The 24,081-nt window shown below is 50.0% G+C and carries 25 protein-coding genes and 3 tRNA genes; 12 read left to right on the forward strand and 16 right to left on the reverse strand.

The window, feature by feature from the left end:
• The first annotated feature begins 347 nt into the window (after window positions 1-347).
• Complete coding sequence (locus tag ACI2NF_RS02110) at window positions 348-608, forward strand: PRC-barrel domain-containing protein (RefSeq protein ID WP_400146997.1); 261 nt, start codon at window positions 348-350, stop codon at window positions 606-608.
• Here the strand turns inward: ACI2NF_RS02110 and ACI2NF_RS02115 are convergent.
• From ACI2NF_RS02115 to ACI2NF_RS02125, 3 genes are read right to left on the reverse strand one after another with little or no spacing between them, the layout of a single operon-like run.
• A complete protein-coding gene (locus ACI2NF_RS02115; protein WP_400146995.1) occupies window positions 601-1,179 on the reverse strand; it encodes an HDIG domain-containing metalloprotein in 579 nt (192 codons plus the stop codon). The two genes, ACI2NF_RS02110 and ACI2NF_RS02115, sit on opposite strands and share 8 nt — an antisense overlap.
• Window positions 1,160-1,681 (reverse strand): tRNA (cytidine(56)-2'-O)-methyltransferase, encoded by a 522-nt coding sequence (locus tag ACI2NF_RS02120; protein ID WP_400211001.1) that lies wholly within the window; start codon window positions 1,679-1,681, stop codon window positions 1,160-1,162. The genes ACI2NF_RS02115 and ACI2NF_RS02120 overlap by 20 nt, the downstream gene beginning before the upstream one ends.
• A 10-nt stretch (window positions 1,682-1,691) precedes the next feature.
• Window positions 1,692-2,192 (reverse strand): ArsR family transcriptional regulator, encoded by a 501-nt coding sequence (locus ACI2NF_RS02125; protein WP_177971666.1) that lies wholly within the window; start codon window positions 2,190-2,192, stop codon window positions 1,692-1,694.
• A gap of 129 nt (window positions 2,193-2,321) precedes the next feature.
• Here ACI2NF_RS02125 and ACI2NF_RS02130 point away from each other — a divergent pair, with 129 nt between their 5' ends.
• From ACI2NF_RS02130 to ACI2NF_RS02145, 4 genes are all read left to right on the forward strand, one after another.
• Window positions 2,322-2,483, forward strand: coding sequence for a hypothetical protein (locus tag ACI2NF_RS02130; RefSeq protein WP_177971665.1), 162 nt, complete (start codon window positions 2,322-2,324; stop codon window positions 2,481-2,483).
• Between the two features lie 83 nt (window positions 2,484-2,566).
• Window positions 2,567-2,878: a hypothetical protein gene (locus tag ACI2NF_RS02135; RefSeq protein ID WP_400146990.1), complete on the forward strand. Its 312-nt coding sequence runs from the start codon at window positions 2,567-2,569 to the stop codon at window positions 2,876-2,878.
• Between the two features lie 35 nt (window positions 2,879-2,913).
• A tRNA-Asn gene (locus ACI2NF_RS02140) sits at window positions 2,914-2,989 on the forward strand.
• Between the two features lie 147 nt (window positions 2,990-3,136).
• Window positions 3,137-3,213, forward strand: a tRNA-Ile gene (locus ACI2NF_RS02145).
• A gap of 28 nt (window positions 3,214-3,241) precedes the next feature.
• Here ACI2NF_RS02145 and ACI2NF_RS02150 read toward each other — a convergent pair.
• The 4 genes from ACI2NF_RS02150 to ACI2NF_RS02165 are packed head-to-tail and all read right to left on the reverse strand — an operon-like array spanning window position 3,242 to window position 6,420.
• A complete protein-coding gene (locus ACI2NF_RS02150; protein ID WP_400151360.1) occupies window positions 3,242-3,727 on the reverse strand; it encodes a methylated-DNA--[protein]-cysteine S-methyltransferase in 486 nt (161 codons plus the stop codon).
• A 5-nt stretch (window positions 3,728-3,732) separates the two neighbouring features.
• Window positions 3,733-4,503, reverse strand: a complete 771-nt coding sequence (locus ACI2NF_RS02155; RefSeq protein WP_400211002.1) for an SDR family NAD(P)-dependent oxidoreductase — start codon at window positions 4,501-4,503, stop codon at window positions 3,733-3,735.
• 20 nt (window positions 4,504-4,523) lie between these two features.
• Window positions 4,524-5,276 (reverse strand): EFR1 family ferrodoxin, encoded by a 753-nt coding sequence (locus ACI2NF_RS02160; RefSeq protein ID WP_400149457.1) that lies wholly within the window; start codon window positions 5,274-5,276, stop codon window positions 4,524-4,526.
• Between the two features lie 4 nt (window positions 5,277-5,280).
• The gene (locus ACI2NF_RS02165) at window positions 5,281-6,420 is read right to left on the reverse strand and encodes a cysteine desulfurase family protein (RefSeq protein ID WP_400146981.1); all 1,140 of its coding nucleotides are present in this window, start codon (window positions 6,418-6,420) and stop codon (window positions 5,281-5,283) included.
• 203 nt (window positions 6,421-6,623) lie between these two features.
• Here ACI2NF_RS02165 and ACI2NF_RS02170 point away from each other — a divergent pair, with 203 nt between their 5' ends.
• Entirely contained in the window at window positions 6,624-8,387 is a 1,764-nt protein-coding gene (locus tag ACI2NF_RS02170; RefSeq protein ID WP_400149455.1) for a heterodisulfide reductase-related iron-sulfur binding cluster, read from the forward strand.
• Window positions 8,388-8,427: 40 nt separating this feature from the next.
• A complete protein-coding gene (locus tag ACI2NF_RS02175; protein WP_400150698.1) occupies window positions 8,428-11,166 on the forward strand; it encodes a DEAD/DEAH box helicase in 2,739 nt (912 codons plus the stop codon).
• 4 nt (window positions 11,167-11,170) lie between these two features.
• Here the strand turns inward: ACI2NF_RS02175 and ACI2NF_RS02180 are convergent, their stop codons facing one another.
• Window positions 11,171-11,848 carry an RlmE family RNA methyltransferase gene (locus ACI2NF_RS02180; protein WP_400195972.1) on the reverse strand — a complete coding sequence of 226 codons (678 nt, stop codon included), beginning with the start codon at window positions 11,846-11,848 and terminating at the stop codon, window positions 11,171-11,173.
• Window positions 11,849-11,872: 24 nt separating this feature from the next.
• Window positions 11,873-12,682 (reverse strand): EFR1 family ferrodoxin, encoded by an 810-nt coding sequence (locus tag ACI2NF_RS02185; protein WP_400150701.1) that lies wholly within the window; start codon window positions 12,680-12,682, stop codon window positions 11,873-11,875.
• A 42-nt stretch (window positions 12,683-12,724) separates the two neighbouring features.
• Here ACI2NF_RS02185 and purM point away from each other — a divergent pair, with 42 nt between their 5' ends.
• On the forward strand, window positions 12,725-13,744 hold the full coding sequence (purM, locus tag ACI2NF_RS02190) for a phosphoribosylformylglycinamidine cyclo-ligase (RefSeq protein ID WP_400211003.1): 1,020 nt from the start codon (window positions 12,725-12,727) through the stop codon (window positions 13,742-13,744).
• Here the strand turns inward: purM and ACI2NF_RS02195 are convergent.
• From ACI2NF_RS02195 to gyrB, 6 genes are all read right to left on the reverse strand, one after another.
• Complete coding sequence (locus ACI2NF_RS02195) at window positions 13,738-14,289, reverse strand: DUF531 family protein (RefSeq protein WP_400211004.1); 552 nt, start codon at window positions 14,287-14,289, stop codon at window positions 13,738-13,740. The two genes, purM and ACI2NF_RS02195, sit on opposite strands and share 7 nt — an antisense overlap.
• The gene (locus ACI2NF_RS02200) at window positions 14,282-14,446 is read right to left on the reverse strand and encodes a hypothetical protein (RefSeq protein ID WP_400146965.1); all 165 of its coding nucleotides are present in this window, start codon (window positions 14,444-14,446) and stop codon (window positions 14,282-14,284) included. The genes ACI2NF_RS02195 and ACI2NF_RS02200 overlap by 8 nt, the downstream gene beginning before the upstream one ends.
• Before the next feature lie 43 nt (window positions 14,447-14,489).
• Window positions 14,490-14,566: transfer RNA gene (locus ACI2NF_RS02205), tRNA-Phe, on the reverse strand.
• A 77-nt stretch (window positions 14,567-14,643) separates the two neighbouring features.
• Entirely contained in the window at window positions 14,644-14,898 is a 255-nt protein-coding gene (locus ACI2NF_RS02210; protein ID WP_400146963.1) for a hypothetical protein, read from the reverse strand.
• Window positions 14,873-17,353, reverse strand: a complete 2,481-nt coding sequence (gene gyrA, locus ACI2NF_RS02215; RefSeq protein WP_400149445.1) for a DNA gyrase subunit A — start codon at window positions 17,351-17,353, stop codon at window positions 14,873-14,875. Before gyrA ends, ACI2NF_RS02210 begins: the two co-directional genes overlap by 26 nt.
• Before the next feature lie 4 nt (window positions 17,354-17,357).
• A complete protein-coding gene (gyrB, locus tag ACI2NF_RS02220) occupies window positions 17,358-19,280 on the reverse strand; it encodes a DNA topoisomerase (ATP-hydrolyzing) subunit B (RefSeq protein WP_400195968.1) in 1,923 nt (640 codons plus the stop codon).
• Window positions 19,281-19,453: 173 nt separating this feature from the next.
• Here gyrB and ACI2NF_RS02225 point away from each other — a divergent pair, with 173 nt between their 5' ends.
• From ACI2NF_RS02225 to thiC, 4 genes are all read left to right on the forward strand, one after another.
• Entirely contained in the window at window positions 19,454-19,711 is a 258-nt protein-coding gene (locus ACI2NF_RS02225; RefSeq protein ID WP_400149443.1) for a FeoA family protein, read from the forward strand.
• 17 nt (window positions 19,712-19,728) lie between these two features.
• Complete coding sequence (feoB, locus tag ACI2NF_RS02230) at window positions 19,729-21,855, forward strand: ferrous iron transport protein B (RefSeq protein WP_400211005.1); 2,127 nt, start codon at window positions 19,729-19,731, stop codon at window positions 21,853-21,855.
• Window positions 21,852-22,028, forward strand: a complete 177-nt coding sequence (locus ACI2NF_RS02235) for a hypothetical protein (RefSeq protein ID WP_400146954.1) — start codon at window positions 21,852-21,854, stop codon at window positions 22,026-22,028. Before feoB ends, ACI2NF_RS02235 begins: the two co-directional genes overlap by 4 nt.
• A 120-nt stretch (window positions 22,029-22,148) precedes the next feature.
• Window positions 22,149-23,420 carry a phosphomethylpyrimidine synthase ThiC gene (thiC, locus tag ACI2NF_RS02240; RefSeq protein WP_400205307.1) on the forward strand — a complete coding sequence of 424 codons (1,272 nt, stop codon included), beginning with the start codon at window positions 22,149-22,151 and terminating at the stop codon, window positions 23,418-23,420.
• A gap of 1 nt (window position 23,421) precedes the next feature.
• Here thiC and ACI2NF_RS02245 read toward each other — a convergent pair whose 3' ends face one another.
• Entirely contained in the window at window positions 23,422-24,030 is a 609-nt protein-coding gene (locus ACI2NF_RS02245) for a transglutaminase-like domain-containing protein (RefSeq protein WP_400146952.1), read from the reverse strand.
• Window positions 24,031-24,081 lie beyond the last annotated feature (51 nt).

Raw genomic sequence — 24,081 nt, forward strand, 5'->3', positions numbered from 1 at the left:
GACGTTAACCTTTCAACACCATGGGTTTGTGGCTGCGAGACTTCCACGCCATCAGTTTTGAAAGGATCTTACGTTCGAACATAACATTGCATCATATTCAGAATATATAAATCTGCAAAAACACTGTCGTTTTGTACGATTAATCTGCAAAAACACGATATTTGAAATCGAGCCATACGTTTACAACCTATTGAAAAAGAGAATAATGATGATTCTTTAGGAAGCACTACATACTCTGAACAAACCCGATGAATGACTTCAGAGATGAGAAGATGTACAGAAATTATGATCCGGCCTTCAATCCTATCATTTTTAACCGATGTCGTACGTATGGAGAATCGATAGGGATGTTGGATGAGATCAATAGTGTGAAGGGACTCGATGTCTACGGTCCGGACGGTATCTTTGTAGGAAAGGTCGCCGACCTGATAATCGATACGGACACCAGAACGATAACCGGACTCTACATTTCCGAGCCCAGCCCTGTGAAGGCTGCGAACAATGTGTTGCTTAAGATACCTTACAGATGGATACAATCGATCGGAGATGTCGTGATCCTGAAAACGTTCCCGAAGTATATCGATGGTTCGGGAAAAGTCATCAGTTGATGATCTTCCCACAAGGGCCTTTGATCTTTGGGAACTCGCCGATCTCGACCACTATGGAGTCGAGGTCCTCCCCATATAATGATGATAATTCCTCATGCAGGCGCTCGATCCTATCTGCGCCGCGAGTCGCACCTTTCATGAGAAGCTTGTCCACGGAATGTGAGTGCATCACAACAGCGTTGTCGCTCACCATATTATCGGAATGTGCTACGATCTTCTCCTCTATGGTCGAAGGTATGTAATCCCCATCAGGGAGGCCCATCTCCACTATATCCTCGTGATCGAGACCTGCGCCCGTATGCTTCTTGATTATATTGACGATCTCATCGGGAAGGCCTAGATCGGCGGCCATCTTCGCACCTACGACTGCGTGCATTATCGAATGGTCCACCGCACGGCCGATATCGTGCAACATAGCACCTGCGATGACGAGTTCGCTATCGCAGTCTATCCTCTTCAGCATCTGTTCGGCAACAGTCCTCACCGTACAACAGTGGATTATGACCCTCTTCGTACAGCCTGCATTCTTAAGGATGCCTATGCATTCCGATTCATTTGGATAATTCGACAACTCTCTTACCTCTCACCGTAGGTATGACCCTTATCTCTCCGCCGTCACGATCGCTATACAGCGCCTTCCCCTCTGTGAAACGATCCAAGAATATCGCAAGGGCTGCGATCTCAGAATGCGGTTGATTACCAACGGATACGTTGAAATCAGCCCTCTCATATACCTCTATGGGCACCTTCTCCGCGCCCACGATTATCATTATGTCCTCATCCTTAGGGATATGCGGCAGTGCCTCATCGACCCTCTCACCATACATCGTGAGATGGACAACCTTTCCTTTGAAATCCTTGATGACCTGCTTCCATGTGATGCCGGTCTTGATCGTGTAATCCCCGCCGAAGCGCTCCACGACACTTCTGATGTTCTCCTCCAGCTTAGGGTCCTCCGTATCCACATAGATACCTCTAGCACCCAACGCTCTTGAAGACAATGCCACGTGTGTGGTCACACGCTTATCTCTTTCCGGACGGTGGCCTATCCTCATTATCCAAATGTCGGACATCTCAGAACGCCTACTCTTCACGGATCAACTCGATCCTATGGCCACGGAAGTCCATCTTGACTGACCTGCGGACAAGACTCTTCAGCATCGTCGATGTCAAACCGAGACTCTCGGCGACATCGCCTGAGAATACTCCATCCTTTCCGACCTCATCCAAGATCTTCTGTTCGATGATCGAATATTCCTCTTCGCTCATCATTGCCGCTGCGAGAACATCACTGATCTCGTAAACAGGCCATTGCGCATTGATATGGAAAGAAGTGTATGAAGTGTGGAACGATTTTTCGGGGTAATTACCACCTGTGGAAATCCAGCGGCTCTCTACGAGTTTCATTTTCTCGAAGAAGATTATAGCATCCTTTCCCTCGGGGCCGTATTTCTTCTCAATTTCATCTACGGTCCTCCATTCCAAGGTCACTTCTTTCAGCACATCTCTCTTTACCGGTGTGTCCACAGACCTTAGCATGGGAACGAGCTCCGATGGTTCATTGATGACCTTGATTTTATTCATAGCCAGTACCTTAAAGGTAAGTAAATATTTAAACCGTTCTCACGAAATACGTGTTTTTCGTGACAAAAACATCGATAAACGCAATATCCATGGGTGAGGTTTATCTACTACCGCATCAATTCAGGTGACATGACTGGCAAAGTAAAGGCCCCAGAAATGAGATACCAATGCCTCAAATGCTATAAAACCCACAAGGACGAGCAGAAAGCACTCGACTGTTGCGGTTCTATGATTCAGGCATGGGCGGTCAACTACAACAAATGGGGAAGAGGCCACTGGTACGGAAGGTAAATCCACACCAAGACACCTATTTCTCTATCATCAGGTTCTAAAAGACCTGATTCAAAAAATCAACTAGCGGATGGTATCCCGACATGGCATCTGACAGCATGATCGATAAGCTCATCGATGAACTCGAGTTGCTCGAAAGGCACATAATGATGCTCAAAGCAACGAAGGAGAATCAGCCCATAGGGATTATCCGCCTCTCTGAGATTCTCAACATCCCTAAGCACAAAGTCAGATACTCCCTCAGATTGCTCGAGCAAGAAGGGCTGATCTCACCATCGATCGAGGGCGCACGTGTCACCGATCAATATGATGAGTACCTGAAGAATGTCTCCCATGATCTCGAGATAATCATGGTGATGGTCGAGAGACTCAAGAAGAAATTGCCTGAAGCGTAATGCTTTAATACCACTCTTTCATTGCAAGGAATACTGCCGTTGTAGCTCAGTAGGTAGAGCGTGTGACTGTTAATCACAAGGTCCAAGGTTCGATCCCTTGCAACGGCGCCATACATTCTCTGGAATTATCATAACTCGACACTCCTTTAGAGTAATCTGTAGATCCCATCTATCCTCATGAGTGACGGATGAACGAAGCGCACGTCGAACTTCTGGGTGCGCTATGTTTATATTCATGATGATTTTAACCCTTTTTACGGGCCTGTAGCTTAGTATGGTGGAGCGTCCGGCTCATAACCGGATGGTCGTCGGTTCAAATCCGGCCAGGCCCACCACCCGAATTTCTAGACAAATGAACATCCATCATTCCGACAGGATGCCTTCGATCCTCAACAATCCGACCTTCCTGTCGATGCCCCCAGCATAACCTGTCATGCTGCCATCCTTACCGATCACGCGATGACATGGAACGATCACGGCTACGGGATTCCGACCGATAGCATTCCCCACAGCCTGTGCGGACATGTGTTCGATACCTCTCATCTTAGCGATCCTTTCTGCGATCTCACCGTATGTCGTGGTATGACCGTACGGTATCTTAAGAAGTTCATCCCACACGCTCATCTGGAAATCCGTACCTATCATATGCAAACTGACCGTATTTTCAGGTTCGGATCCATCGAAGTATGTATCAAGCCATCCTATCGCATCATCGATATGGGGATTACTGTCCGTTTCAGGCACATCATCTCCATCTCCGAAACATACCTCTGTGATTCCGATGTCATCCGCTGTGATGATCAACCTACCCAATGGAGAATCATAGCATCTGATGCAGGATCCATCCAAAGATATCACAACCTGTTTCTGAACCTTTCGAATTTCCTCTTCTCCGATGATAGATACAACCATTTGATCGGAGGGAATATCTTGAATAGGAACATCGCGACACTGAACAATCTGCAAGGGAACACTCTCTTCTTACCCTTCTCTATGCCACAGATCATGGATGATGCTACATGCTCAGGCGTTTGAACAGGGAAGGGTCTTTCAAAATCAGATTCCGATGCAGCTTTGAAGAATCCTGTATCGGTAGCAACAGGATACAGCACCGTGAGTTGGATGTTGTCTCCCTTCTCCAAACGGATCGCGTCCTGGAATCCGTTGACAGCGAACTTGGTCGACGTATACAGCGTGAAACCAGGCATCCCCATCAGGCCCATGGCGGAATCCGTGATGGTGAATATCCCATCTCTGCCATTGAGATGCTGTACATATGATTGATATGAATAGATCGGGGAGTGCACATTGGTACGGAATATCCTATCGATTCTGTCCCAATCGACATAATCCATGCTCTCGTAATATGGAAAACCCGCATTCGCCACGAACAGATCTATCTTGTCGAAATGTTTCGATGCCTCATCGAATATACTGTCCACACCATCCTTCGATGAGACGTCACATTCGAATGGGATTATTCCATCCACATTGCACAGGACATCCGTATTCTTGTCCACTGCCATGATCCTGTTCCCTTTTGAAAGGAGCTTCATCATCATGTGGTATCCTATGCCGCTGTTAGCACCAGTGATGATTATGTTCATACCTTCGATAGATGCCATATGCATACCTCGGAATGATCTCAGATCCTTAGATTATGATATCTCCTTCTGCCTTTCGTCAGGAATCCGAACTCTATCGCCTTGTGAGGACATCTGTTGATGCACGAACAGCAACGGAGACATTTCTTCTCTGTCCATACAGGCGCATCATCCTGCATCTCTATAATCCCCTCAGGACACAGATCGACACATTTTCCGCAACCAGAACACGAAGTGTTTATGTGAAATCCTCTTGTCCTCCTTCCGTACACGTATATCGGTCTCGCTATGTGACCGAAGATGTTCATGAGGATGTTTTTCTTGATACCGACATCCTTCACACATCCGGATCTTATGGTCTCGGACACCTCTTCCATCATCCTGTCCGCATCATCGAGCAGATGCACCATCCTGTCATCCTTGGGCGGTCTGAACAATATGATGTAATTCTCCGGCATCCTGGTGCCATAACGATTCCTTACGTTGAATCCCTTGGCATTCAATTCCTTCTCGAATGCATGTATCGCATCTCCCGGCAACGTACCGAAGTTGATCATGATATCGACATCCGGCCTCCTGTTGAATGACATGCGATCGATGAATTCCTTGACGTTCAACGGCATCCCGAAGAAATACACGGGGGATACGATGTACACGATCTCGTCATCCGCGAGAGTATATCCGCAGTTCCCTCTCAACTCCGCAGCGATGTCATACATCTCATCTCCCGTTATATCTTGAAGCTTCTGTGCCAGATATTTGGAGTTTCCAGTGGCTGAGAAATAGAATATCATAAGATCACAACCTCGACATGACCTCTCTGAGATAGGATACGTCATCCTCTGTATTGTATCTAGATAGTGATATCCTGAGTGCGGACAACGACTCATCCGGGGACAATCCCAATGCTGATAATACGTATGACGGCTCAGACGAACCTGCGGAACAAGCAGACGCTGCAGAGGCTGCGATACCTTCCTTGCTCAGTTTTATGACCATATCCATCCCTTTGGATCCGTTATCGAATCTGAAATGTGCATTGTTGCATAATCTTCTAGAACCCCTCGGCCCGTTCAGATGGACGCCTTCCAATGATTCCATATCATCGATTATCTCGTCCCTGAGCTTCGTCATATTGATTATATCGTCATCCATGGCTGACATCGCTAACTCGGATGCCTTCCCGAGGCCTACGATACCGGGAACGTTCTCTGTCGATGACCTCAATCCCCTCTCCTGACCCCCGCCGTAATTGATGGGCAATATCGGTACCTCCGAAGCAACGAACAACGCCCCCACACCTTTCGGAGCATGGATCTTGTGACCTGATAGCGATAACAGATCTATCCCGTCCTTCCTGACATCCAATGGCATCTTCGTGTATCCCTGCACAGCATCGGTGTGGAAATATGAACCGTGCTCATGGGCAACCTTGGCCAATTCCTTGACATCCTCGATGGTGCCTACGACATTATTGGCGGACATGACCGATACCATACACACATCATCACCCATAGCATCGTCCAATACGGACGGGTCGAGATACCCGTCACGATCCACCCCCAGGATCGTGATCTCGAATCCTCTCTTCTTCAATTCCTCGCATGCCTCCAACACAGCCTCATGCTCTATCGCAGTCGTTATGACCCTGTTCCTGCCCTCGCCCCTCTCTTTGCATGCGCTCATCACTCCCAATAATGCAAGATTATCCGATTCCGTACCTCCGGATGTGAACGTTATCTCCGACGGATAACAACCCAATGAATCGGCCACCTGTTTCCTTGCTATGCGCAGTGCCTTGGCCGCTTGATCGCCCAGATAATGAATGCTGCTGGGGTTCCCGTATTCCTCCTTGAGATAGGGCATCATCGCATCGAGGACCTCGGGTGCGATCCTTGTCGTGGCGCTATTGTCAAAATAGACTTTGCGAGGGGTCATGTCGGCCCAATCGCCATGATACCACATAAAACAATGCCACAGGGCATGAATGATAGACGTAGAATTTGTACGAATATCGTAGTTTAAATGTGTGGCTATGTCCTCTTTCTACGAAACTACTTATACTCTCAAATTATCCGAACCTCAACAGTCGGACCTCCATACATTATAAGGATGTCCTAAATTCGAAGGGAGAGACTCAAATGAGCAATGATGGACCCACACTCGTCAAGTTGCCTCGTATCCAGAAGGAACTTGCCCAATGTCAGATGTGCGGATACTGTATAGATGTATGCGAAGCGCACAGGCAGACACCTTGGGAGTCAGTTACCGCTAGAGGCAAGATCTACTACCTCAACCAGTTGGATAAAGCTGGTTTCGGTAAAATGGACAAGATCCTCGGAAGGAAGGTCACACTCAGTCCAGAATTCGTCGATGCCATGTACAAATGTACTGGATGCGGAAACTGTGAGGAGATTTGTCACGCCAAGATCGAACTCGTAGCACTCTGGGAGAAGATCAGGACGTGGATGGCAAGATACGGTGTCGCACCCCTTCCAGTCCACAAGAAACTGGAAGCGAGCATCGCCAAGAACGGTAACCCATACGGCGAACCCAAATCCAAGAGGGATGCATGGTGGCCCGAAGAGGTCAAGAGAGTCACACCCCCTGACGCGGTATTCTTCGCAGGATGCACAGGATCATACAGGATGCAGGGGATCCCGCAGGCGGCTGTCAAGGTCCTTGACAGGGCAGGCGTATCATTGAACTGCCTTGGTGAGAACGAGGTCTGTTGTACATCGCCTCTGCTCAGGACAGGTCTCGACCTCCAGACATTGGAAGCAGCGAGAGAGACCGTCACGAAAGCTGATGGAATCGGAGCGAAGGATATGATCATGTCATGTTCTGGTTGTTACAAGACAGTGTCGAGCAACTTCGTTGAATACTATGGAAAGCCCGGACAGAACGTCTATCACATCACACAGTACGTGGACAAACTCATCTCCACCAGGAAACTCGCACTTCCCAACGAATTCAAAGCAAAGATCACCTACCACGACCCATGTCACCTCGGAAGGCACTCGAAGGTATTCGAGGAGCCCCGTAACATCCTGAAGAAGATCAAGGGTGTCGACTTCGTCGAGATGGAGAGGAACAGAGAGAACTCTAGGTGCTGTGGTGCAGGTGGAGGATACAAATCAGCATTCAACGACTTCGCAGTCAACATAGCTGCGGAGAGGATCAGAGATGCAGAGAAGGTCGGCGCAGAGATCATCGCAACCGCATGTCCGTTCTGTGTCCTCAACCTCAGGGCAGGAGCGAAGAAGATCGGATCCAAAGTCAAGGTGATGGATATCACAGAGATCCTCGTACAGGTCACGAACCCCGAGGGGCCCGCTGTCATCTATCCCTCTGGTGCACCCCCAAAGGTCGAGGAAGCACCTGTTGCAGAGCCTGAAGTGAAGAAGGAAGAACCCAAGGTAGAGGCTGTCGCCCCCATCGAAGAGAAGAAAGATGTTGGAGAGGCGAAACCTGCTGCAGCTGATATAAAAAATGAGGAACCTGTCGTCGAAGCACCCAAGGCAGAACCCGTTGTAGAGGAAGAGCCTATCGAAGAGGTCGCAGATGATGATGCGTCCGATGATGACGACTTCGAGTTCGAATTCGAGGTAACGCCTGAAGGCATCGTAAGAAGGGCAACATGGAACAAGGGTCTGAGATGCAGAAGGAACTACGGTCCGTACAGCATACCCGTCGCATTCGTCAAGAGCAAGGTTGCAGTCATCGTCTCCCCCGAGGGAGAGATGACCATTGATAAAGCCAAACTTGAGGAAGAGGGTTGGATCGTACTCTGGTTCGATGAGAGCAAGATCACAGATGGAGAGGAAGAGGCAACGATCATCAAGAACACCGTCAAAGAGAATCTCCGTGCTCTCAAAAAGAAGAAGACCAAGAGAAAGAAGTAAAACACTTAAGTCGGGCGTAACGCCCGACTGATTTTTTTCTATGCCATTCGATAATCTGTCACCAGTGATAGTCGATGCCTTGCGGGAACACGGCATCACCGAGCCGACAGAGCCGCAGAAGGATGCCATCCCCAGGATACTCAAGGGAGAGAACATACTGCTCGTTGCCCCCACCGGTATCGGAAAGACCGAGGCCGCGATGCTCCCGATCCTGAATGAGATCTACAACAGCAAAGGGAAACCAGGCATCAGATGCATCTATGTGACCCCTCTGAGGGCATTGAACCGTGATATGCTGAAGAGGATGGAGGATTATGGTAAATCCCTCGACATAACAGTGGGCGTCAGACACGGCGATACGCCTGCTGCCGAACGTAACAGACAATCCCTACATCCTCCAGAGATACTGATCACCACACCAGAGACACTTCAGGTCCTATTCACTGGAAAGAGGTTGATCGATCATCTGAAGCACGTGGAATGGTTCGTGGTGGATGAGATCCATGAATTGGCTACCACGGAGAGAGGAGCTCAGATGTGCGTTGCCATGGAGAGACTCGCCGCATTGGCCGGAGAATATCAGAGGATCGGACTATCAGCCACCGTCGGAAACGTGAATGCGGTCGCTAGATTCCTATCCGGGATCAAAAGGGACATCAGGATATGCAAACACGACACCTTCAGAAGTTATGAGATAGATGTCGAATGCCCCCAGCCATGCGAGGATCCCATCCTATTGGATAAACTGCAATGCGATCCCGACATGCTTGCGGTTATGAAGAGGGCGAAGGACCTGATAGAGAATGGAAGATCCACACTATTATTCGTCAATACGAGGGAGACAGCAGAATGGATGGCTGCGAGATATCACATATGGGACGAGAACATGTCCATCGATGTCCACCATGGTTCACTCTCGAAAGAGAACAGGATGGATATGGAGGACAGATTCAAAAGAGGCGACATCAAGGCATTGGTGTGCACATCGTCGTTGGAATTGGGGATCGATGTCGGCAGTACCGATCTTGTCATACAATACAATTCACCGAGGCAGATCTCGAGGATGATACAACGTGCAGGACGTGCGGGCCATCGCGTGGGAGAGAAGATCCGTGCGAAGATCATCGCAACATCCCCGGATGAGGTGTGCGAATCCTTGGTAGTCGCAAGGAAGACAGATGCCAAGGAACTTGAGAACAAGGTCGGAAGACCATGTCCGTTGACAGTCGTTGCGAATCAACTGATCGCGATGACCATGAGCGGACGCGTGACAAGGGATGAGGCATTCGCATTATTCAAGAGATCCTACATATTCAGGGATCTGAAGAGAGAGGATATGGATTCTGTCCTAGAGCAGCTCAAATCCATCAAGATGATCTTCGAGGACGATGATGGGTTCAAACATTCCAAGAAAGGGATGAACTACTTCTACAGCAACATATCGATGATACCTGATGAAAGGAACTACATGATCAGGGACATCAGCACAAGAGCGATCGTGGGAACATTGGATGAGAGTTTCGTCGCCACATTCGCAGAACCCTATGCGATGTTCATCGCTAAAGGAAGGACCTGGCGCATAATCGAGATGAGGGAAGAGGAGATACTCGTAGAAGAGACGGGAGAGATCGGTTCCGTGCCCTCATGGGCCGGTTCGGACATCCCTGTTCCATTCGATGTTGCCATGGAGGTCGGCAGAGTTAGAAGACTGCTGAACCTCGACGATTATCCTGGGAATGAGGATGCCAAACAATGCATCCGTGATTTCGTAGCCGAACAGGATGGATACCCCGTACCTACGGACAGACTAATGACCATAGAGATCGGCGACCGTCTTACGATAATTAACGCATGCTTCGGGACACGCGTCAATGAGACCTTAGGAAAGATATATGCCGCACTTCTGACCGCACGTCTTGGAGAGAGCGTCGGCGTATCCACGGATCCATATCGTATAATGATTGAATTACCAAGGAATATCGACAAAGCGACGTTGGTCAATTCCGTAACATCCGTCAAACCAGGTACGGTGGAGGGTCTGATCAGACTTACCATCAACAACTCCACATTCCTCAAATGGAGGTTCGTATACGTAGCAAAGAAATTCGGCATCATAGAGAAGGATGCCGACCACCGTTTCATGAACTTCAACAGACTGTTCGAGATGCATCAAGGCACCCCAGCATATGATGAGGCACTCAACAAGGTGCTATGGGAGGATCTCGATATAGAGAATACCGAGAAGGTCGTCTCGATGATTGCTGATGGAGAGATCAAGATCGAAGTATCGAGGATGTCCCCCATAGGCATGGAAGGAATAACGAGATCGAAGGAGCTGATGCAACCGCTCCGTGCGGATCACTCCATATTGATGGCCTTGAAGAAGAGACTCGAGGATGAGTTGCTCTACGCATCATGTCTAAGATGCAGGGCCCAATGGAGGGTCAGGGTCAAGGATGCTCCCAAACGTTTCATCTGCCCGAAATGCGGAGGGAACATGGTGGCAGTCCTCAAAGAATACGATCGCGAGAAGATCAAACTGTTCGCGAAGGATGAGTTGACCGATGAGGAGAAGAAGGATACGGCACGTGTTGTCAGGATCGCCAATCTCGTCAACGAGAACGGCAGAAAAGCGTGCATGGCATTGGCCGGAAGAGGTGTCGGTCCGGATGCCGCATCCAGGATATTACGTACGATGCACATAGATGAGGATGATTTCCTCAGAGATATCCTTGGAGCAGAAGTGCTCTATGCGAAGAATAAGAGATTCTGGGATTGAATCATCAGAGAAGATTGCCTTTCTTGGTGAATTCCTTCTTCTTCTCAGGCGGTGCGATGGGTTTCAAGTCAACAACAGTCTTGGCAAGGAAACCTTTGGATATCACATAGACTTCTGATGATGTCGGTCTCGATGCATCCGGGGAATGGACCTTCACGCTCTGGAAACGTTTCTCCAATTCCTTCTTGAGCTGAGGGAGCATATCGCCCATGAACACCTTCATAACCATCTTCCCGTCCTTCTTGAGGATCCTATCACATACATCGACTGCGAACATGCAGAGATGTACGGATCTTGCATGATCCGTGGCGTACGCGCCTGCTATGTTTGGGGCCATGTCCGACAGCACGACATCCGCTTTCCCTCCGAAGCTTTCGAGGAGCTTCAGCATGGTGTTGTCATCTGTTATATCCCCGAGGATCGTCGTCACGCCTTCCATGGGTTTTATCGGCCTCAGATCCACGCCGATGACCTTTCCGGATTCGCCGACACGCTCCTTTGCGACCTGCAGCCATCCTCCCGGTGCCGCACCTAGGTCCACGACCGAATCCCCTTCCTTGAAGATGTTGAAACGGTCGTCTATCTGCATTATCTTGAATGATGCCCTCGAACGGTAATCAAGCTTCTTCGCAAGCTTATAGTAATGTTCGTGATGTCTCTCATCGAGCCATCTCTCATGCATCGACATGGTCCACCTTACGTACACCTATGCTTTATCGGTTTCGTCAAGATCGTTCGGATGTATGTATTGTCCGTGTCCTTTCGTACTACTGCCGTATTGAATGGCGTTCATAGGACAGCGGTGGTAGCAACCGAGACACATCACACACTGATCCGTGATCCATGACGGTCTATCATCTACCATCCCGATCACCTTTATCGGACATCTCTTGACACATAATTTACATCCAGTGCATGCATCGGTGACGATGAAGTTCTTGGTCTCCCTCATCCTGTCATAGACACGATAGTTGAATTTCGCGAAGAATCTCGATTTCTTGTTCTTTATGAAATTACCCTTCTCTCTGTTCTTGATCTGTTCGGCGATCCTCAGTATGTTCTTGTCAGCATCGGAATTGATCGCTGCTATCTTCGACTTGTCGTTGAGATCGATTATCGGGGCCCATGTATCCGGCATCTTCACGCCATATTTGGCATCGAGATTCAGACCGCGTTCGTTGAGGATCTCCTCCACCATATCCGCGGACATGCCTGAATTCCCACCATATGTGGATACGAAGAAGAAATAGCAATCCTCGCCTACGAACATCTTGACCTTCTTCAGGAACTCCTCCATGATCACAGGTATGCCGCAGAAGTAGGTCGGACATACGATACCGAACACCCCACCAGCACGGGCCTCGACATGTTTCTCGAGCTTAAGTTCCTCTATCGGACGTGCCCAATCATCTATCTCCATCGCAATCTTGTGCGCCACATGTTTCGAATTGCCCGTAGCAGAGAAGTACACTATCATGACAGGATATCCCCTTGGTTGTATCGAAACCGTTAACATAATCTATAAAGTCATTGGCTCCATCATATGAGCGGAGATACCATGCCGAAAAACTGGACCTATGCCAAAGCAGGCGTCAACATAGATGCCAAATCGAGTGCTATCGAATCACTTGTCAAGGAACTCAAGTTCAAGAGAGAGGGCATCGGTCAGATGGTCCGCATGAAGAATCTTTTTGCTAGCCTGATAGACTTCGGTGACAACTATCTGACGTTGGCTACCGATGGCGTCGGTACCAAGCTCCTCGTGGCAGAGGAACTAGGAATTTGGGATACGGTCGGTATCGATTGTATCGCCATGAATGTGAATGATACCATCTGCGTAGGTGCAGAACCCATGTCCTTCGTTGATTACATAGCGATCGACAGACCGGATGATGCCATCACTGAAGCGATCGGAAGAGGACTTCAGAAAGGTGCGGAACTCTCCAACATGGAGATTGTGGGCGGCGAGATCGCTGTCCTCCCTGAGATGGTGAATGGCGTGGACCTCTCGGGAACATGTCTTGGATTCGTACCCAAGGACAGGATCATCACCGGACAGGCATGTAGGAAAGGGGATGTGATCGTATCCTTGAGATCGTCAGGGATACACTCCAACGGCCTAACACTCGCTAGGAAGGTCTTCGAGAACGCAGGATACACCATGAAGGATAAGGTCTCCGGATTGAAAGGTACCGTCGGCGAGGAACTCCTCACACCCACTGAGATCTATGTGAGACAAGTCCTTGACATCACCAGGAAATATGAGATCCATGGATTGGTCGACATAACCGGTGGCGGACTCAGGAACATACTCCGCATGAATCAATCATGCAAATACATAATCGACGATCCGATAGAACCCGCACCCATCTTCAAGAAGATACAGGAACTCGGCAACATAACCACCGAGGAAATCTACCAGACACTCAATATGAGCATGGGGTTCGATATAATCGCACCCGCGGATGATGCAGAATCGATCGCCAAGGAATATTCCAACGCGTCCATCGTAGGTCGTGTCGAAGAAGGCAGCGGTGTGCTGTTCGAACCAGAGAACATCCTCTACGAACATTACTGATCCAACATCGCGTGGAGTGCACCTGTCACCGCACCCAATGCTGTGCAGGTCTCGAGGGAATACTTCCCATCGGTGATGTCTAGATTGTATCTCGGTATGGAGGCAGGACCTTTCGGTACGCCGTGAGGTCCGAGACCGAATATGAGAAGGACACTCTGACCATTCGATACCATATTCGCCGTCTGACGAAGGGTTATGGATTTCTTCTGATCCGGTTTACTGGTGGTCAGTATGGGTTCGCCCAATTGAGGCGGGAATCCCTTATCAGGATATGGAAAACTGAGGAATCTGCCTAATCCCGCAAGATCCATGAAATAATCCCCGTGGGATCCGATGCTTGTGGTCCCTGCGACCCATTCGGCCAACTCCTTGGGTTGCTTTATATCCTCAGGGAACGGGAATCCGAAGAGTGCCAGATTCATATTGAATGCCATGGCGAGACCTCCGACCCTTGCGATCACCCTTCTATGGGGTTCACGGAATTTCTGTGAATCGTACGAATTATACAGGCCGATAGTGATCCTTCCTCTTCCCATCTCAATCATCCTTCGATACCTTAAGCGGCCTTGCCATGATGACCCTGGCATCACCATCGATATAGACGTCCATATCCGGATGATCCTCACGATATCTTTCCATCATCGACATGATCTGAGATAATGTTAAATTAGGGTCGCTCACATCCATCAGGACCGTGTCCATATCTATCAACCAGTATGAATGCTTTAGAACGTTAAAAGGGGATTGGTGCCGCGAGCCGGGATCGAACCAGCGACTTCATGATCTTCAGTCATGCACTCGTACCTGCTGAGTTACCGCGGCGTAATCCTCCCAATGGAGAATCCATATTAAAACTTGATGGAAAAGGGCGGCTTAAAACCGCCCATATTCAAAGTGTTTTAGTGGCCCTTGCTACCATTCATGGCATCGCTACTACCAGGGACAAGTCTCAGATGTGCATCCTTGGAAGCGACGCCATTCCTGTACAGGTAGATGATGGTGCCTGTCACGAGCACCAGAAGTATGGCTGTGCATGCAATGAGTATCGTCCTGTATGCGCCTCCTTCGGACATCATGAGGAGGATGAGGATCGCCAAAGTGGCGATCCATTCGATGGCGAAGAGGACCTCAAGCGTCAGGTTCTTCGATCTCATCGTCATCCCTCACGGATGATATTGCCTGAAGTGCGATGATCTTGTCATCATTACGCATATCCATTATCTTCACACCAGCGGCATTACGGCCGGTCACACGTATCTCGGATACCTTGATACGTATCATCTTACCCTGTTTGCTGGTGACCATGAGCTCGTCATCCATGCATACCTTGCTGATGGCGACGACGGAACCATTCCTCTCGGTCGTTTTCATGGTTATGACCCCTTTGGAGCCACGGTGTGTCTTACGGTACTCATCGACCACGGATATCTTTCCGAAACCGTTCTCGGATACCGAGAGGATCATGTCCTCGGGCTTCACTATGGTCATACCGACCACCTCATCATCGCCTGAGAGCGTTATTCCCTTGACACCCATCGTATCCCTGCCTGTAGCACGGACCTCGAATTCATCGAACCTTGCGGCCTGTCCATGTTTGGTGGCGATGACGATCTCGTTCGTATCGTCGGTGATGCCTGTGCTTATCAGTTCATCCCCTTCCTCGAGCTTGATGGCCTTGATACCTCTCGACCTTATGTTCCCGTATGCGCTGAGGATGGTCTTCTTGATGATTCCCGACTTGGTACAGAACACCAATGCCTTGTCATCGGTGAATTCTGATACGCTGATCGTGTTGACGACCTTCTCTCCATCTTCGAGGTCCGGAAGCATGTTGACGATCGGTTTACCTTTGGACTGCCTGCTTCCCTCCGGGATCTTGTATCCTTTGAGCCAATGCAGACGTCCGGTGTTCGTTATGAACATGATATAGTCATGTGTGCATGTGACGAACATGTTAGCGACATCATCCTCCTCCTTGGTCTGCATACCTATGAGGCCGACTCCTCCGCGACCCTGCTGTTTGTATGTCCTCAGCGGGATGCGCTTGATGTAATTGTCCTTGGTTATGGTGATGACGACTTCCTCTCTCGGGATGAGATCCTCCTCATCGCTGTCGATGGCGTTGGGGTCGATCTCCGTACGGCGTTCATCCCCGTATCCTTCCTTCATCTCCACGAGTTCATCCTTGATTATCTGAAGGACCCTTCCCTCGTGCGCGAGGATGTCCTCGAGATCGATCATCAGTTTCTTGATGTCATTGTACTCTCCGATGACACCGTCGATCTCCAATCCCGTGAGTTTCTGTAATTTCATATCGAGGATGGCCTTCGCCTGATCCGCGTCGATGGAGAGCAGGTTCTGAAGTCCTTCCGATGCCTCATCCGCGTTCTTTGATGCACGGATCAGTTCGATGACCTCATCCATGCGGTTGATGGCTGCCATCAGACCCTCGAGGATGTGGTATCTCTTCCTTGCTACATCGAGATCGAACGCGGTCCTTCTCTTCACGACCTCCTTCCTATGCTCGATGTACTGTCTGATGAGTTCTCTCAGTGTGAGCTGCATCGGTTTGTTGTTGACCAATGCGAGATTGATCACACCGAATGTTATCTCCATCTGAGTGTGTTTGAACAGATTCTCCAACACGACGGATTCCATAGCATCCTTGTGGAGCTCGATGACGATACGCATACCGTCCTTGTCCGATTCATCATTCACGTTGGTGATACCTTCGATGTCCTTGTTCCTGACAGCGTCAGCAATCTGTTCTATCAGTCTCTCCTTGTTGACCTGGTATGGGATCTCATCGACGATGATCATCACTTTACCGTTCGACTTCTCCTCGAAATGGGTCTTGGATCTGACTTTGATCTTACCGCGACCGGTCTTGTATGCAGATATTATGCCTCCAAGTCCATGGATTATCCCTCCTGTGGGGAAATCGGGACCTTTGATGAACTGCATGAGCTCAGGGACATCCGCATCGGGATTGTCGATGGCGTATACCGTGGCATCCACGACCTCGCTCAGGTTGTGAGGAGGCATGTTGGTAGCCATACCTACGGCGATACCTGCTGAACCGTTGACAAGGAGGTTAGGTACCTTGGATGGAAGGACGACGGGTTCCTTCAACGATCCGTCGAAATTGTCGACGAAATCGATGGTATCCTTGTCTATGTCGGCGAGCATGTCCGCCGACATCTTCGTCAGACGTGCCTCGGTGTAACGCATCGCTGCTGCCGAATCACCATCCACTGAACCGAAATTACCCTGACCATCCACGAGAGGATATCTCAATGAGAATGGTTGCGCCATCCTCACCATCGCATCGTAGACAGCCGTATCTCCATGCGGGTGGTACTTACCTAGGACCTCTCCGACTATCCTTGCCGATTTCTTGTGCGGCCTGTTGTACGGGATACCGAGGTCATTCATCGCATAGAGGATCCTTCTGTGGACAGGTTTGAGTCCGTCCCTGACATCCGGCAATGCACGTCCGACGATCACACTCATGGAGTAATCCACGTATGAACGGGACATCTCCCTCTCGATGGGCTGTGCGATTATCTGATCCCTGATAGGTGTATCGTTCTCACAATCGTCTGCCATGTTATCACACATCCAAATTGACTACCTCGTGGGCATGTTCCACTATGTAGTCCCTTCTCGGCTCTACTGCATCGCCCATGAGGATTGAGAACAGGTGGTCCGCCAACTGCGCATCGGTGATCTGTACCCTCTTCATCAATCTCCTCGATGGGTCCATGGTCGTTTCCCACAGTTGGTGTGGATTCATCTCTCCCAGACCCTTGTATCTGCTCACGTTGCATCCCTGTCCGAGCTCCTGAGTGGCTGCGGCAAGCTCTGCATCGTTGTAACAATAGATCTCCTTCTTCCCTTTGGCGACCCTGTACAGCGGAGGCATCGCGAGATACACATGTCCTGCCTCGATCAATGGCTTCATCTGCCTGTAGAACAACGTCAATAACAATGTCGCGATATGTGCACCGTCGACATCGGCATCGGTCATGATTATGATCCTGTGATATCTGATCTTGCTGACATCGAAATCACCGCCTACACCACCGCCTATCGCGGTGACGAGATTCTTTATCTCTGCGGATTCCAATATCTTATCGGGTCTGACCTTCTCGACATTGAGGATCTTACCCCTGATGGGGAGGATCGCCTGGAATGTTCTGTCGCGGCCTTGTTTGGCGGAACCTCCTGCAGAGTCTCCCTCGACGATGTACAATTCGCATTTGCTTGGATCCTTATCGGAACAATCAGCAAGTTTTCCGGGGAGTGCGTTGGAATCGAAGACGCTCTTCCTCCTTGCGGTCTCCTTTGCCTTACGTGCGGCCTCCCTTGCTGTGTATGCCTCCACGCTCCTCCTGACGATTATGTCCCCGACCTTGGGGTTCTCAAGGAGATATTCCGATAGTCTTGACATCATGAAGCTCGAGACTGCGGTCTGTGCGATGCTGTTACCGAGCTTCGATTTCGTCTGTCCTTCGAACTGCGGTTCGGGGATCTTGATGCTGACGACAGCCGTGAGTCCCTCACGGATATCGGAACCTTCGAATGATATCCCTTTGGCGAATGATTTGTCCTTGGCGAAATCGTTGAAGCATTTCGTCAATGCTGTTCTGAATCCTGCGAGATGCGTACCTCCCTCAGGCGTGCTTATTGTGTTGACGAACGAGACGATGCTCTCTGAATAATCGCTCGTCCATTGCATCGCGATATCGATGTCTATCTGATTGTCCCCGGAAGCATCGGTGTAATCGTACTTGCCGTGAAGATAGATCGGAGTGGGATGGATGGGTGACTTCGTCCTGTTGATGTATTGGACGAATTCCGAGACACCCCCATCATAGTGGAATGTCTCCTTGTTCCCGGACCTCTTGTCCTCGAAATTGATGGATACCTCCTTGTTCAGGAATGCTTGATTGCGGAACCTGTTCTGGAGTGTGTTGTAATCGAACTCTACTGTCTCGAAGATCTCAGGATCTGGGAGGAATGTGATAGTCGTCCCTGTCCTGTCGGATTCGCCGATGATCTCGACCGGTCCGTCAGGTATGCCTCTGTGGTATGACTGACGGAATCTCTTACCATCCCTGTCAATGGTAGCGACCAACCATACGGACAGACCGTTCACCACCGAGACACCGACCCCGTGGAGCCCTCCCGATACCTTGTAACTGTTCTTGTTGAACTTACCTCCGGCATGGAGTTCGGTAAGAGCAAGTTCCAATGCGGACTTTCCCTTTTCGTGCATACCTGTCGGTATTCCACGCCCATCATCCTGTACCGTACATGAACCATCCTCGTTGATCCATACATAGATCTGATCCGCATAACCGGCCATCGCCTCGTCTATACTGTTGTCCACGACCTCATAGACCAGATGGTGCAGACCCCTGGTATCCGTACTTCCTATGTACATACCGGGTCTCTTCCTAACTGCCTCAAGACCTTCGAGAACCACTATACTGTCCGCACCGTATGCAGAACCGCTGTTATTCCCATCCATTTCATCACGCCTGATGCTATGACGCATCTTCTGCTTCCGTATGTTCCCTTTACTATATAGTTTGTGCGCGCGCGTGCACGCGAGAGCAGGTAGAGAGGTATGAAGGATATTAGGCATAACGAAATATTTTTAGTAGCGCCTAATTTATATATCATTTAGTTCTACCTAAAATTATGATAACAGGTATTCATTCGAATTCCAGGAGTGGTGTCACCACTCTCAAAGATATCAGGGTCGGCGACACCGTTCGTGTGACAAGATTGAACGGGAACGGCCCAGTTAGAAGACACATAATGGACATGGGCATCACAAAGGGATGCAGCATCTACGTTAGGAAGGTAGCTCCCCTGGGGGATCCGATACAGATCTCCATCAGAGGATATGAGCTCAGCCTGAGGAAGGTAGAGGCAGAGATGATAGAGGTAGTCTGACCACAGGAGGCCTAAGAATGGGAATCACCGTAGCGCTGGCGGGTAATCCGAACAGCGGAAAGACCACTCTCTTCAACAAACTCACGGGTGCCAAACAGCATGTGGGCAACTGGCCTGGTGTGACGATAGAGAAGAAGACAGGTACGATTCACAGGACCGACGCGGAACTGGTGGACATGCCTGGTATCTACTCCCTGTCCCCATATACGCCAGAGGAGAACATCACAAGGAACTTCCTTGTTGGGGAGTCGCCGGATGTCATCCTGAACATCGTGGATGCATCCAACATCGAGAGGAATCTCTATCTTACGTTGCAATTGCTCGATCTCAACATCCCGACCGTTGTAGCATTGAACATGATGGATACTGTCGATAAGAACGGCGACAGGATCGATGTGAAGGCATTGACCGACATCCTAGGATGCAAGGTCGTACCGATATCGGCATTGAAGGGCACAGGACTCAAGGAATTGACGAAAGCCATCGTCGATACGGGTTCGTCGAAGGTACCGTCCAAACCGATAAGGATGAACGATCGCATCGAATCCTTGATCGATGCTTCGGAGAAGGAGATCCGCGGGAAAGTACCCGAGAAGAACATCAGATGGTTCGCGATCAAACTCGTCGAGAATGACGAGATCATATCCACTGAACTCAAAGATTCAAGGAACGAACTATCCGATGACATCAACGGATTGGAAGCGGAATACGAGGATGATGCCGCTTCGATAATCACCGATGCGAGATACAGGATCATAGAGGACATCGTATCCAAATGCGTCAGGAAAGGCGTCAAGGAGAATGCGGAGACACTATCCGATCGTGTAGATAAGGTCATCACGCACAGGATCTTCGGCCTTCCGATGTTCATCGCCGTCATCGGTGTCCTGTTCATGGGCATCATCGGATACGGCGACTATCCTGGTATCGGTACGTACTTCACGGATATGCTGAACGGTTGGATCGAGGAGAGTCTCCAACCCGCTGTCGCGGATTGGTGCGCCGACATGGATGTCAGCGACGAACTCACATCGCTACTGGTTAGCGGTGTCGTAGGCGGAGTGGGTGCCGTAATAGGATTCCTGCCCCAGATGCTCATACTCTTCCTTGCACTCTGTATCCTTGAGGATATCGGATACATGGCGAGGGCCGCATTCATGATGGACCGCGTGTTCAGATTCTTCGGACTTTCCGGAAAATCATTCATCCCCCTCCTTGTCGGGATGGGCTGTGGTGTCCCCGGTATCATGTCATCGAGGACCATCGAGAGCGAGAGGGACAGGAGGATTACCGCGATGACGGTGACATTTGTCCCGTGCGGTGCTAAACTTCCTGTGATCGCTATGATCGCTGGTGCATTATTCCACAACAACGGTCTGATCGCATTGTTCGTATACGTCGTAGGTATCGTATCAGTATTGGTCTCAGGGATCATCCTGAAGAAATTCAAAGGACTGTCAGGAAGGCCTGCCCCATTCGTCATGGAACTGCCCCCATACCACATACCTAGTTGGATCAACGTCCTCAAGGGAACATTGGACAGAGGATTCGCATTCGTGAAGAAAGCAGGTACATTGATACTTCTCGCATCCATCCTCATATGGTTCCTCGCAAGTTACAACGGCGCATTCCAATACGTCGGCGACAATGGTACTACAGGCTCAATGCTCGAATCGTTCGGACGTGCCACCTGTATAATCTTCCAACCATTGGGTTGGGGGGACAATTGGCAATTCACCGTAGGTTCGATCACAGGCCTGATGGCGAAGGAGAACCTCGTCTCCACCCTTGCGACACTGTTCTCGGTCGATGATGAGGGTGAAGCGATCTACACTGTTCTCGCCGCTATCACAACGCCCGCGGCAGGATTGTCATTCCTGATGTTCAACATGCTCTGCGCCCCGTGTTTCGCAGCCATAGGCGCCATGCACAGGGAACTTGGAACTTGGAAAGCGACAGGTGCGGCAGTGTTGTACCAATGTGTGTTCGCATATGCGGTAGCATCCATCATCTACGTCATCGCATCCCTCATCTACGGGGAGACCGCAGTCGTAAGCGGATGGATCATTGCGATATTGTCGATCGTTGCCATAGTGGCATTGATCGTTAGGAAGGAACCGTACACGAAGGAGGAGACAGCATGAACATCGGAGATCTCATCGTGATAGCCGGGATATCGGTCGCTGTCATAGTGGCGATGATCGTCCTCATCAACGGCAAGAGGAAAGGGAAGGGCTGTTGCAACTGCAGCGGCGGATGCAACGGTTGCAACCAATCCCTGCTCAAGATGATGGAATCCAAGGACGACAAGGATTGAAGATCCACACATTCCAAAACTTTTTTGATCGGGTCCATACGGGACGATGTCCCGTATGCGACCTTTCTTCCACGACCGCCTAAGAAAGTGTAATAACATACCATGAGGTTGGGTGTGTCGATGTCCACCATAATGCAGGATGCCGCGAACGGCGTAGTAACAGAACAGTTCAAGACCATCGCCAAGAAAGAAGGCGTGACCGAGAGGTTCCTGATGGACGGCATAGCATCAGGACGTATAGTCGCTCCATCGAATCCGAACCACGATCCGATACCCTCGGCCATCGGAGAAGGGATGGGGATCAAGGTCAATGTCAACCTCGGAACATCCAGGGACATGGTCTGCATGGATGATGAACTCAAGAAACTGAAGGTCGCATTGAACTACGGTGCCGATGCTGTCATGGACCTCAGTACCGGCGGGGACATCGATGCCATACGTGCGACCATCCTGAAAGAGTGTCCTGTGATGACAGGATCAGTACCGATATATCAGATCGGATTGACGGCAGCAAGGAAGAACGCTGTCGTAGAGATGACCGAAGACGATATGTTCAATGGGATAGAGAGGCACGCCAAGGACGGTATGGACTTCATGACCGTCCACTGCGGGATAACCATGGAGAACGTCAGATGGCTCAAGGAATCCGAAAGGATCATGGATGTCGTCTCGCGCGGAGGTTCGTTCCTCACAGCTTGGATACTGCATAATGAGGAGGAGAATCCACTCTACAAGAACTTCGATTATCTCCTCGAGCTTGCCAAGAAGTACGAGTTCACATTATCGCTCGGAGACGGCTTCAGACCGGGATGCATAGATGATGCATCGGATGCGGCACAGATATCGGAGCTCAGGACTTTAGGCCATCTCGTCAAGAGATCCCGCGAAGCGGGCGTACAGGCGATGGTGGAAGGTCCCGGACACATGCCGTTGGATCAGATCGAAGGCAACATGATGCTTGAGAAACAACTCTGCCACAACGCCCCGTTCTACGTCCTGGGCCCTCTCGTCACGGACATAGCTCCAGGTTACGATCACATCGTAGGCGCCATAGGAGGTTCGATCGCTGCGAAGGCAGGTGCGGATTTCCTTTGCTACCTCACACCTGCAGAACACCTCTCGCTCCCTGACGTTGATGATGTCAAGGAAGGCCTCATAGCATCGAAGATCGCGGCTCACGTAGGCGATATGATGCGCGGCAAAGGGCATGCCGCCGATACCAAGATGGCCATCGCAAGGAAGAACCTCGATTGGGAGGCCATGTTCGATGTCTGCATCGACCCTGTCAAGGCCAAAGCATACAGGGAACGCGGCTGTACCAAGAAGGAGGACGGCTGTTCGATGTGCGGCGATGTCTGCGCCATCAAGATCGTGAATCAATACCTGAAATGATTCATTCCTTGATGTCGGGCTCGACGTCTATGGAATCGGGGAGTCCGAATATGATATCGGAGATACTCCCTGCATTCCTGATGACATCCACGGATGGAGCATAAGGCTCAGCGAATATTCCGGGGACGTTGCATTCGCCGTACACCTCACGCGGGATGAATGCGAGATCTGGCTCTATCTTACAGAACCTTACATCCTTGGCTCCAAGACGTCCGCTTGCATCGAGTTTCACCCAATTCCCATCGAGATATACTGCATTATAGCAATGGAGATAATGTCCTTCGCTGTCGTCATCGACGACGGTCAAGCGCTGATAACAGAATCCTGCAGGGATCTTCAATGCGCGTACCATAGCGGCTAACACCATGGCCTTAGCATCATCATTACCGATCATCGCCCTGATGGTCGTGGATGCCGTCCAAGGAAGTGCGACCGAATCTATGTTCATCGCGTTGCTGATATCATCACGTACGAATTCGAATATCGCCTTGACCTTCTCCTCGTCGGTCACACAGCCTGTGATCGCCTGTGCGGTCTCTCTGGTGACGAGCATGTCGGTCCAATCCACGCATTCCGTGTCTTCCAGGAATCTCTCCAATGATTCTGCCATGATGGGTGAATCACCGCATATGTATTCAAATTATCGAGAAATCATGACAGA

Origin of the sequence: Candidatus Methanarcanum hacksteinii, assembly GCF_964305265.1 — an archaeon.
GTDB classification, from domain to species: domain Archaea; phylum Thermoplasmatota; class Thermoplasmata; order Methanomassiliicoccales; family Methanomethylophilaceae; genus Methanarcanum; species Methanarcanum hacksteinii.

What these genes read in the sequence shown, in the direction of transcription:
- ACI2NF_RS02110 (WP_400146997.1), top strand. Translation starts at nt 348, where the DNA reads ATGTTGGATGAGATCAATAGTGTGAAGGGACTCGATGTCTACGGTCCG.
- ACI2NF_RS02120 (WP_400211001.1), bottom strand. Translation starts at nt 1,681, where the DNA reads ATGTCCGACATTTGGATAATGAGGATAGGCCACCGTCCGGAAAGAGAT.
- ACI2NF_RS02125 (WP_177971666.1), bottom strand. Translation starts at nt 2,192, where the DNA reads ATGAATAAAATCAAGGTCATCAATGAACCATCGGAGCTCGTTCCCATG.
- ACI2NF_RS02130 (WP_177971665.1), top strand. Translation starts at nt 2,322, where the DNA reads ATGACTGGCAAAGTAAAGGCCCCAGAAATGAGATACCAATGCCTCAAA.
- ACI2NF_RS02135 (WP_400146990.1), top strand. Translation starts at nt 2,567, where the DNA reads ATGGCATCTGACAGCATGATCGATAAGCTCATCGATGAACTCGAGTTG.
- ACI2NF_RS02155 (WP_400211002.1), bottom strand. Translation starts at nt 4,503, where the DNA reads ATGGCATCTATCGAAGGTATGAACATAATCATCACTGGTGCTAACAGC.
- ACI2NF_RS02160 (WP_400149457.1), bottom strand. Translation starts at nt 5,276, where the DNA reads ATGATATTCTATTTCTCAGCCACTGGAAACTCCAAATATCTGGCACAG.
- ACI2NF_RS02165 (WP_400146981.1), bottom strand. Translation starts at nt 6,420, where the DNA reads ATGACCCCTCGCAAAGTCTATTTTGACAATAGCGCCACGACAAGGATC.
- ACI2NF_RS02170 (WP_400149455.1), top strand. Translation starts at nt 6,624, where the DNA reads ATGAGCAATGATGGACCCACACTCGTCAAGTTGCCTCGTATCCAGAAG.
- ACI2NF_RS02175 (WP_400150698.1), top strand. Translation starts at nt 8,428, where the DNA reads ATGCCATTCGATAATCTGTCACCAGTGATAGTCGATGCCTTGCGGGAA.
- ACI2NF_RS02180 (WP_400195972.1), bottom strand. Translation starts at nt 11,848, where the DNA reads ATGCATGAGAGATGGCTCGATGAGAGACATCACGAACATTACTATAAG.
- ACI2NF_RS02185 (WP_400150701.1), bottom strand. Translation starts at nt 12,682, where the DNA reads ATGTTAACGGTTTCGATACAACCAAGGGGATATCCTGTCATGATAGTG.
- purM (WP_400211003.1), top strand. Translation starts at nt 12,725, where the DNA reads ATGCCGAAAAACTGGACCTATGCCAAAGCAGGCGTCAACATAGATGCC.
- ACI2NF_RS02195 (WP_400211004.1), bottom strand. Translation starts at nt 14,289, where the DNA reads ATGATTGAGATGGGAAGAGGAAGGATCACTATCGGCCTGTATAATTCG.
- ACI2NF_RS02200 (WP_400146965.1), bottom strand. Translation starts at nt 14,446, where the DNA reads ATGGACACGGTCCTGATGGATGTGAGCGACCCTAATTTAACATTATCT.
- ACI2NF_RS02210 (WP_400146963.1), bottom strand. Translation starts at nt 14,898, where the DNA reads ATGAGATCGAAGAACCTGACGCTTGAGGTCCTCTTCGCCATCGAATGG.
- gyrA (WP_400149445.1), bottom strand. Translation starts at nt 17,353, where the DNA reads ATGGCAGACGATTGTGAGAACGATACACCTATCAGGGATCAGATAATC.
- gyrB (WP_400195968.1), bottom strand. Translation starts at nt 19,280, where the DNA reads ATGGATGGGAATAACAGCGGTTCTGCATACGGTGCGGACAGTATAGTG.
- ACI2NF_RS02225 (WP_400149443.1), top strand. Translation starts at nt 19,454, where the DNA reads ATGATAACAGGTATTCATTCGAATTCCAGGAGTGGTGTCACCACTCTC.
- feoB (WP_400211005.1), top strand. Translation starts at nt 19,729, where the DNA reads ATGGGAATCACCGTAGCGCTGGCGGGTAATCCGAACAGCGGAAAGACC.
- ACI2NF_RS02235 (WP_400146954.1), top strand. Translation starts at nt 21,852, where the DNA reads ATGAACATCGGAGATCTCATCGTGATAGCCGGGATATCGGTCGCTGTC.
- thiC (WP_400205307.1), top strand. Translation starts at nt 22,149, where the DNA reads ATGTCCACCATAATGCAGGATGCCGCGAACGGCGTAGTAACAGAACAG.
- ACI2NF_RS02245 (WP_400146952.1), bottom strand. Translation starts at nt 24,030, where the DNA reads ATGGCAGAATCATTGGAGAGATTCCTGGAAGACACGGAATGCGTGGAT.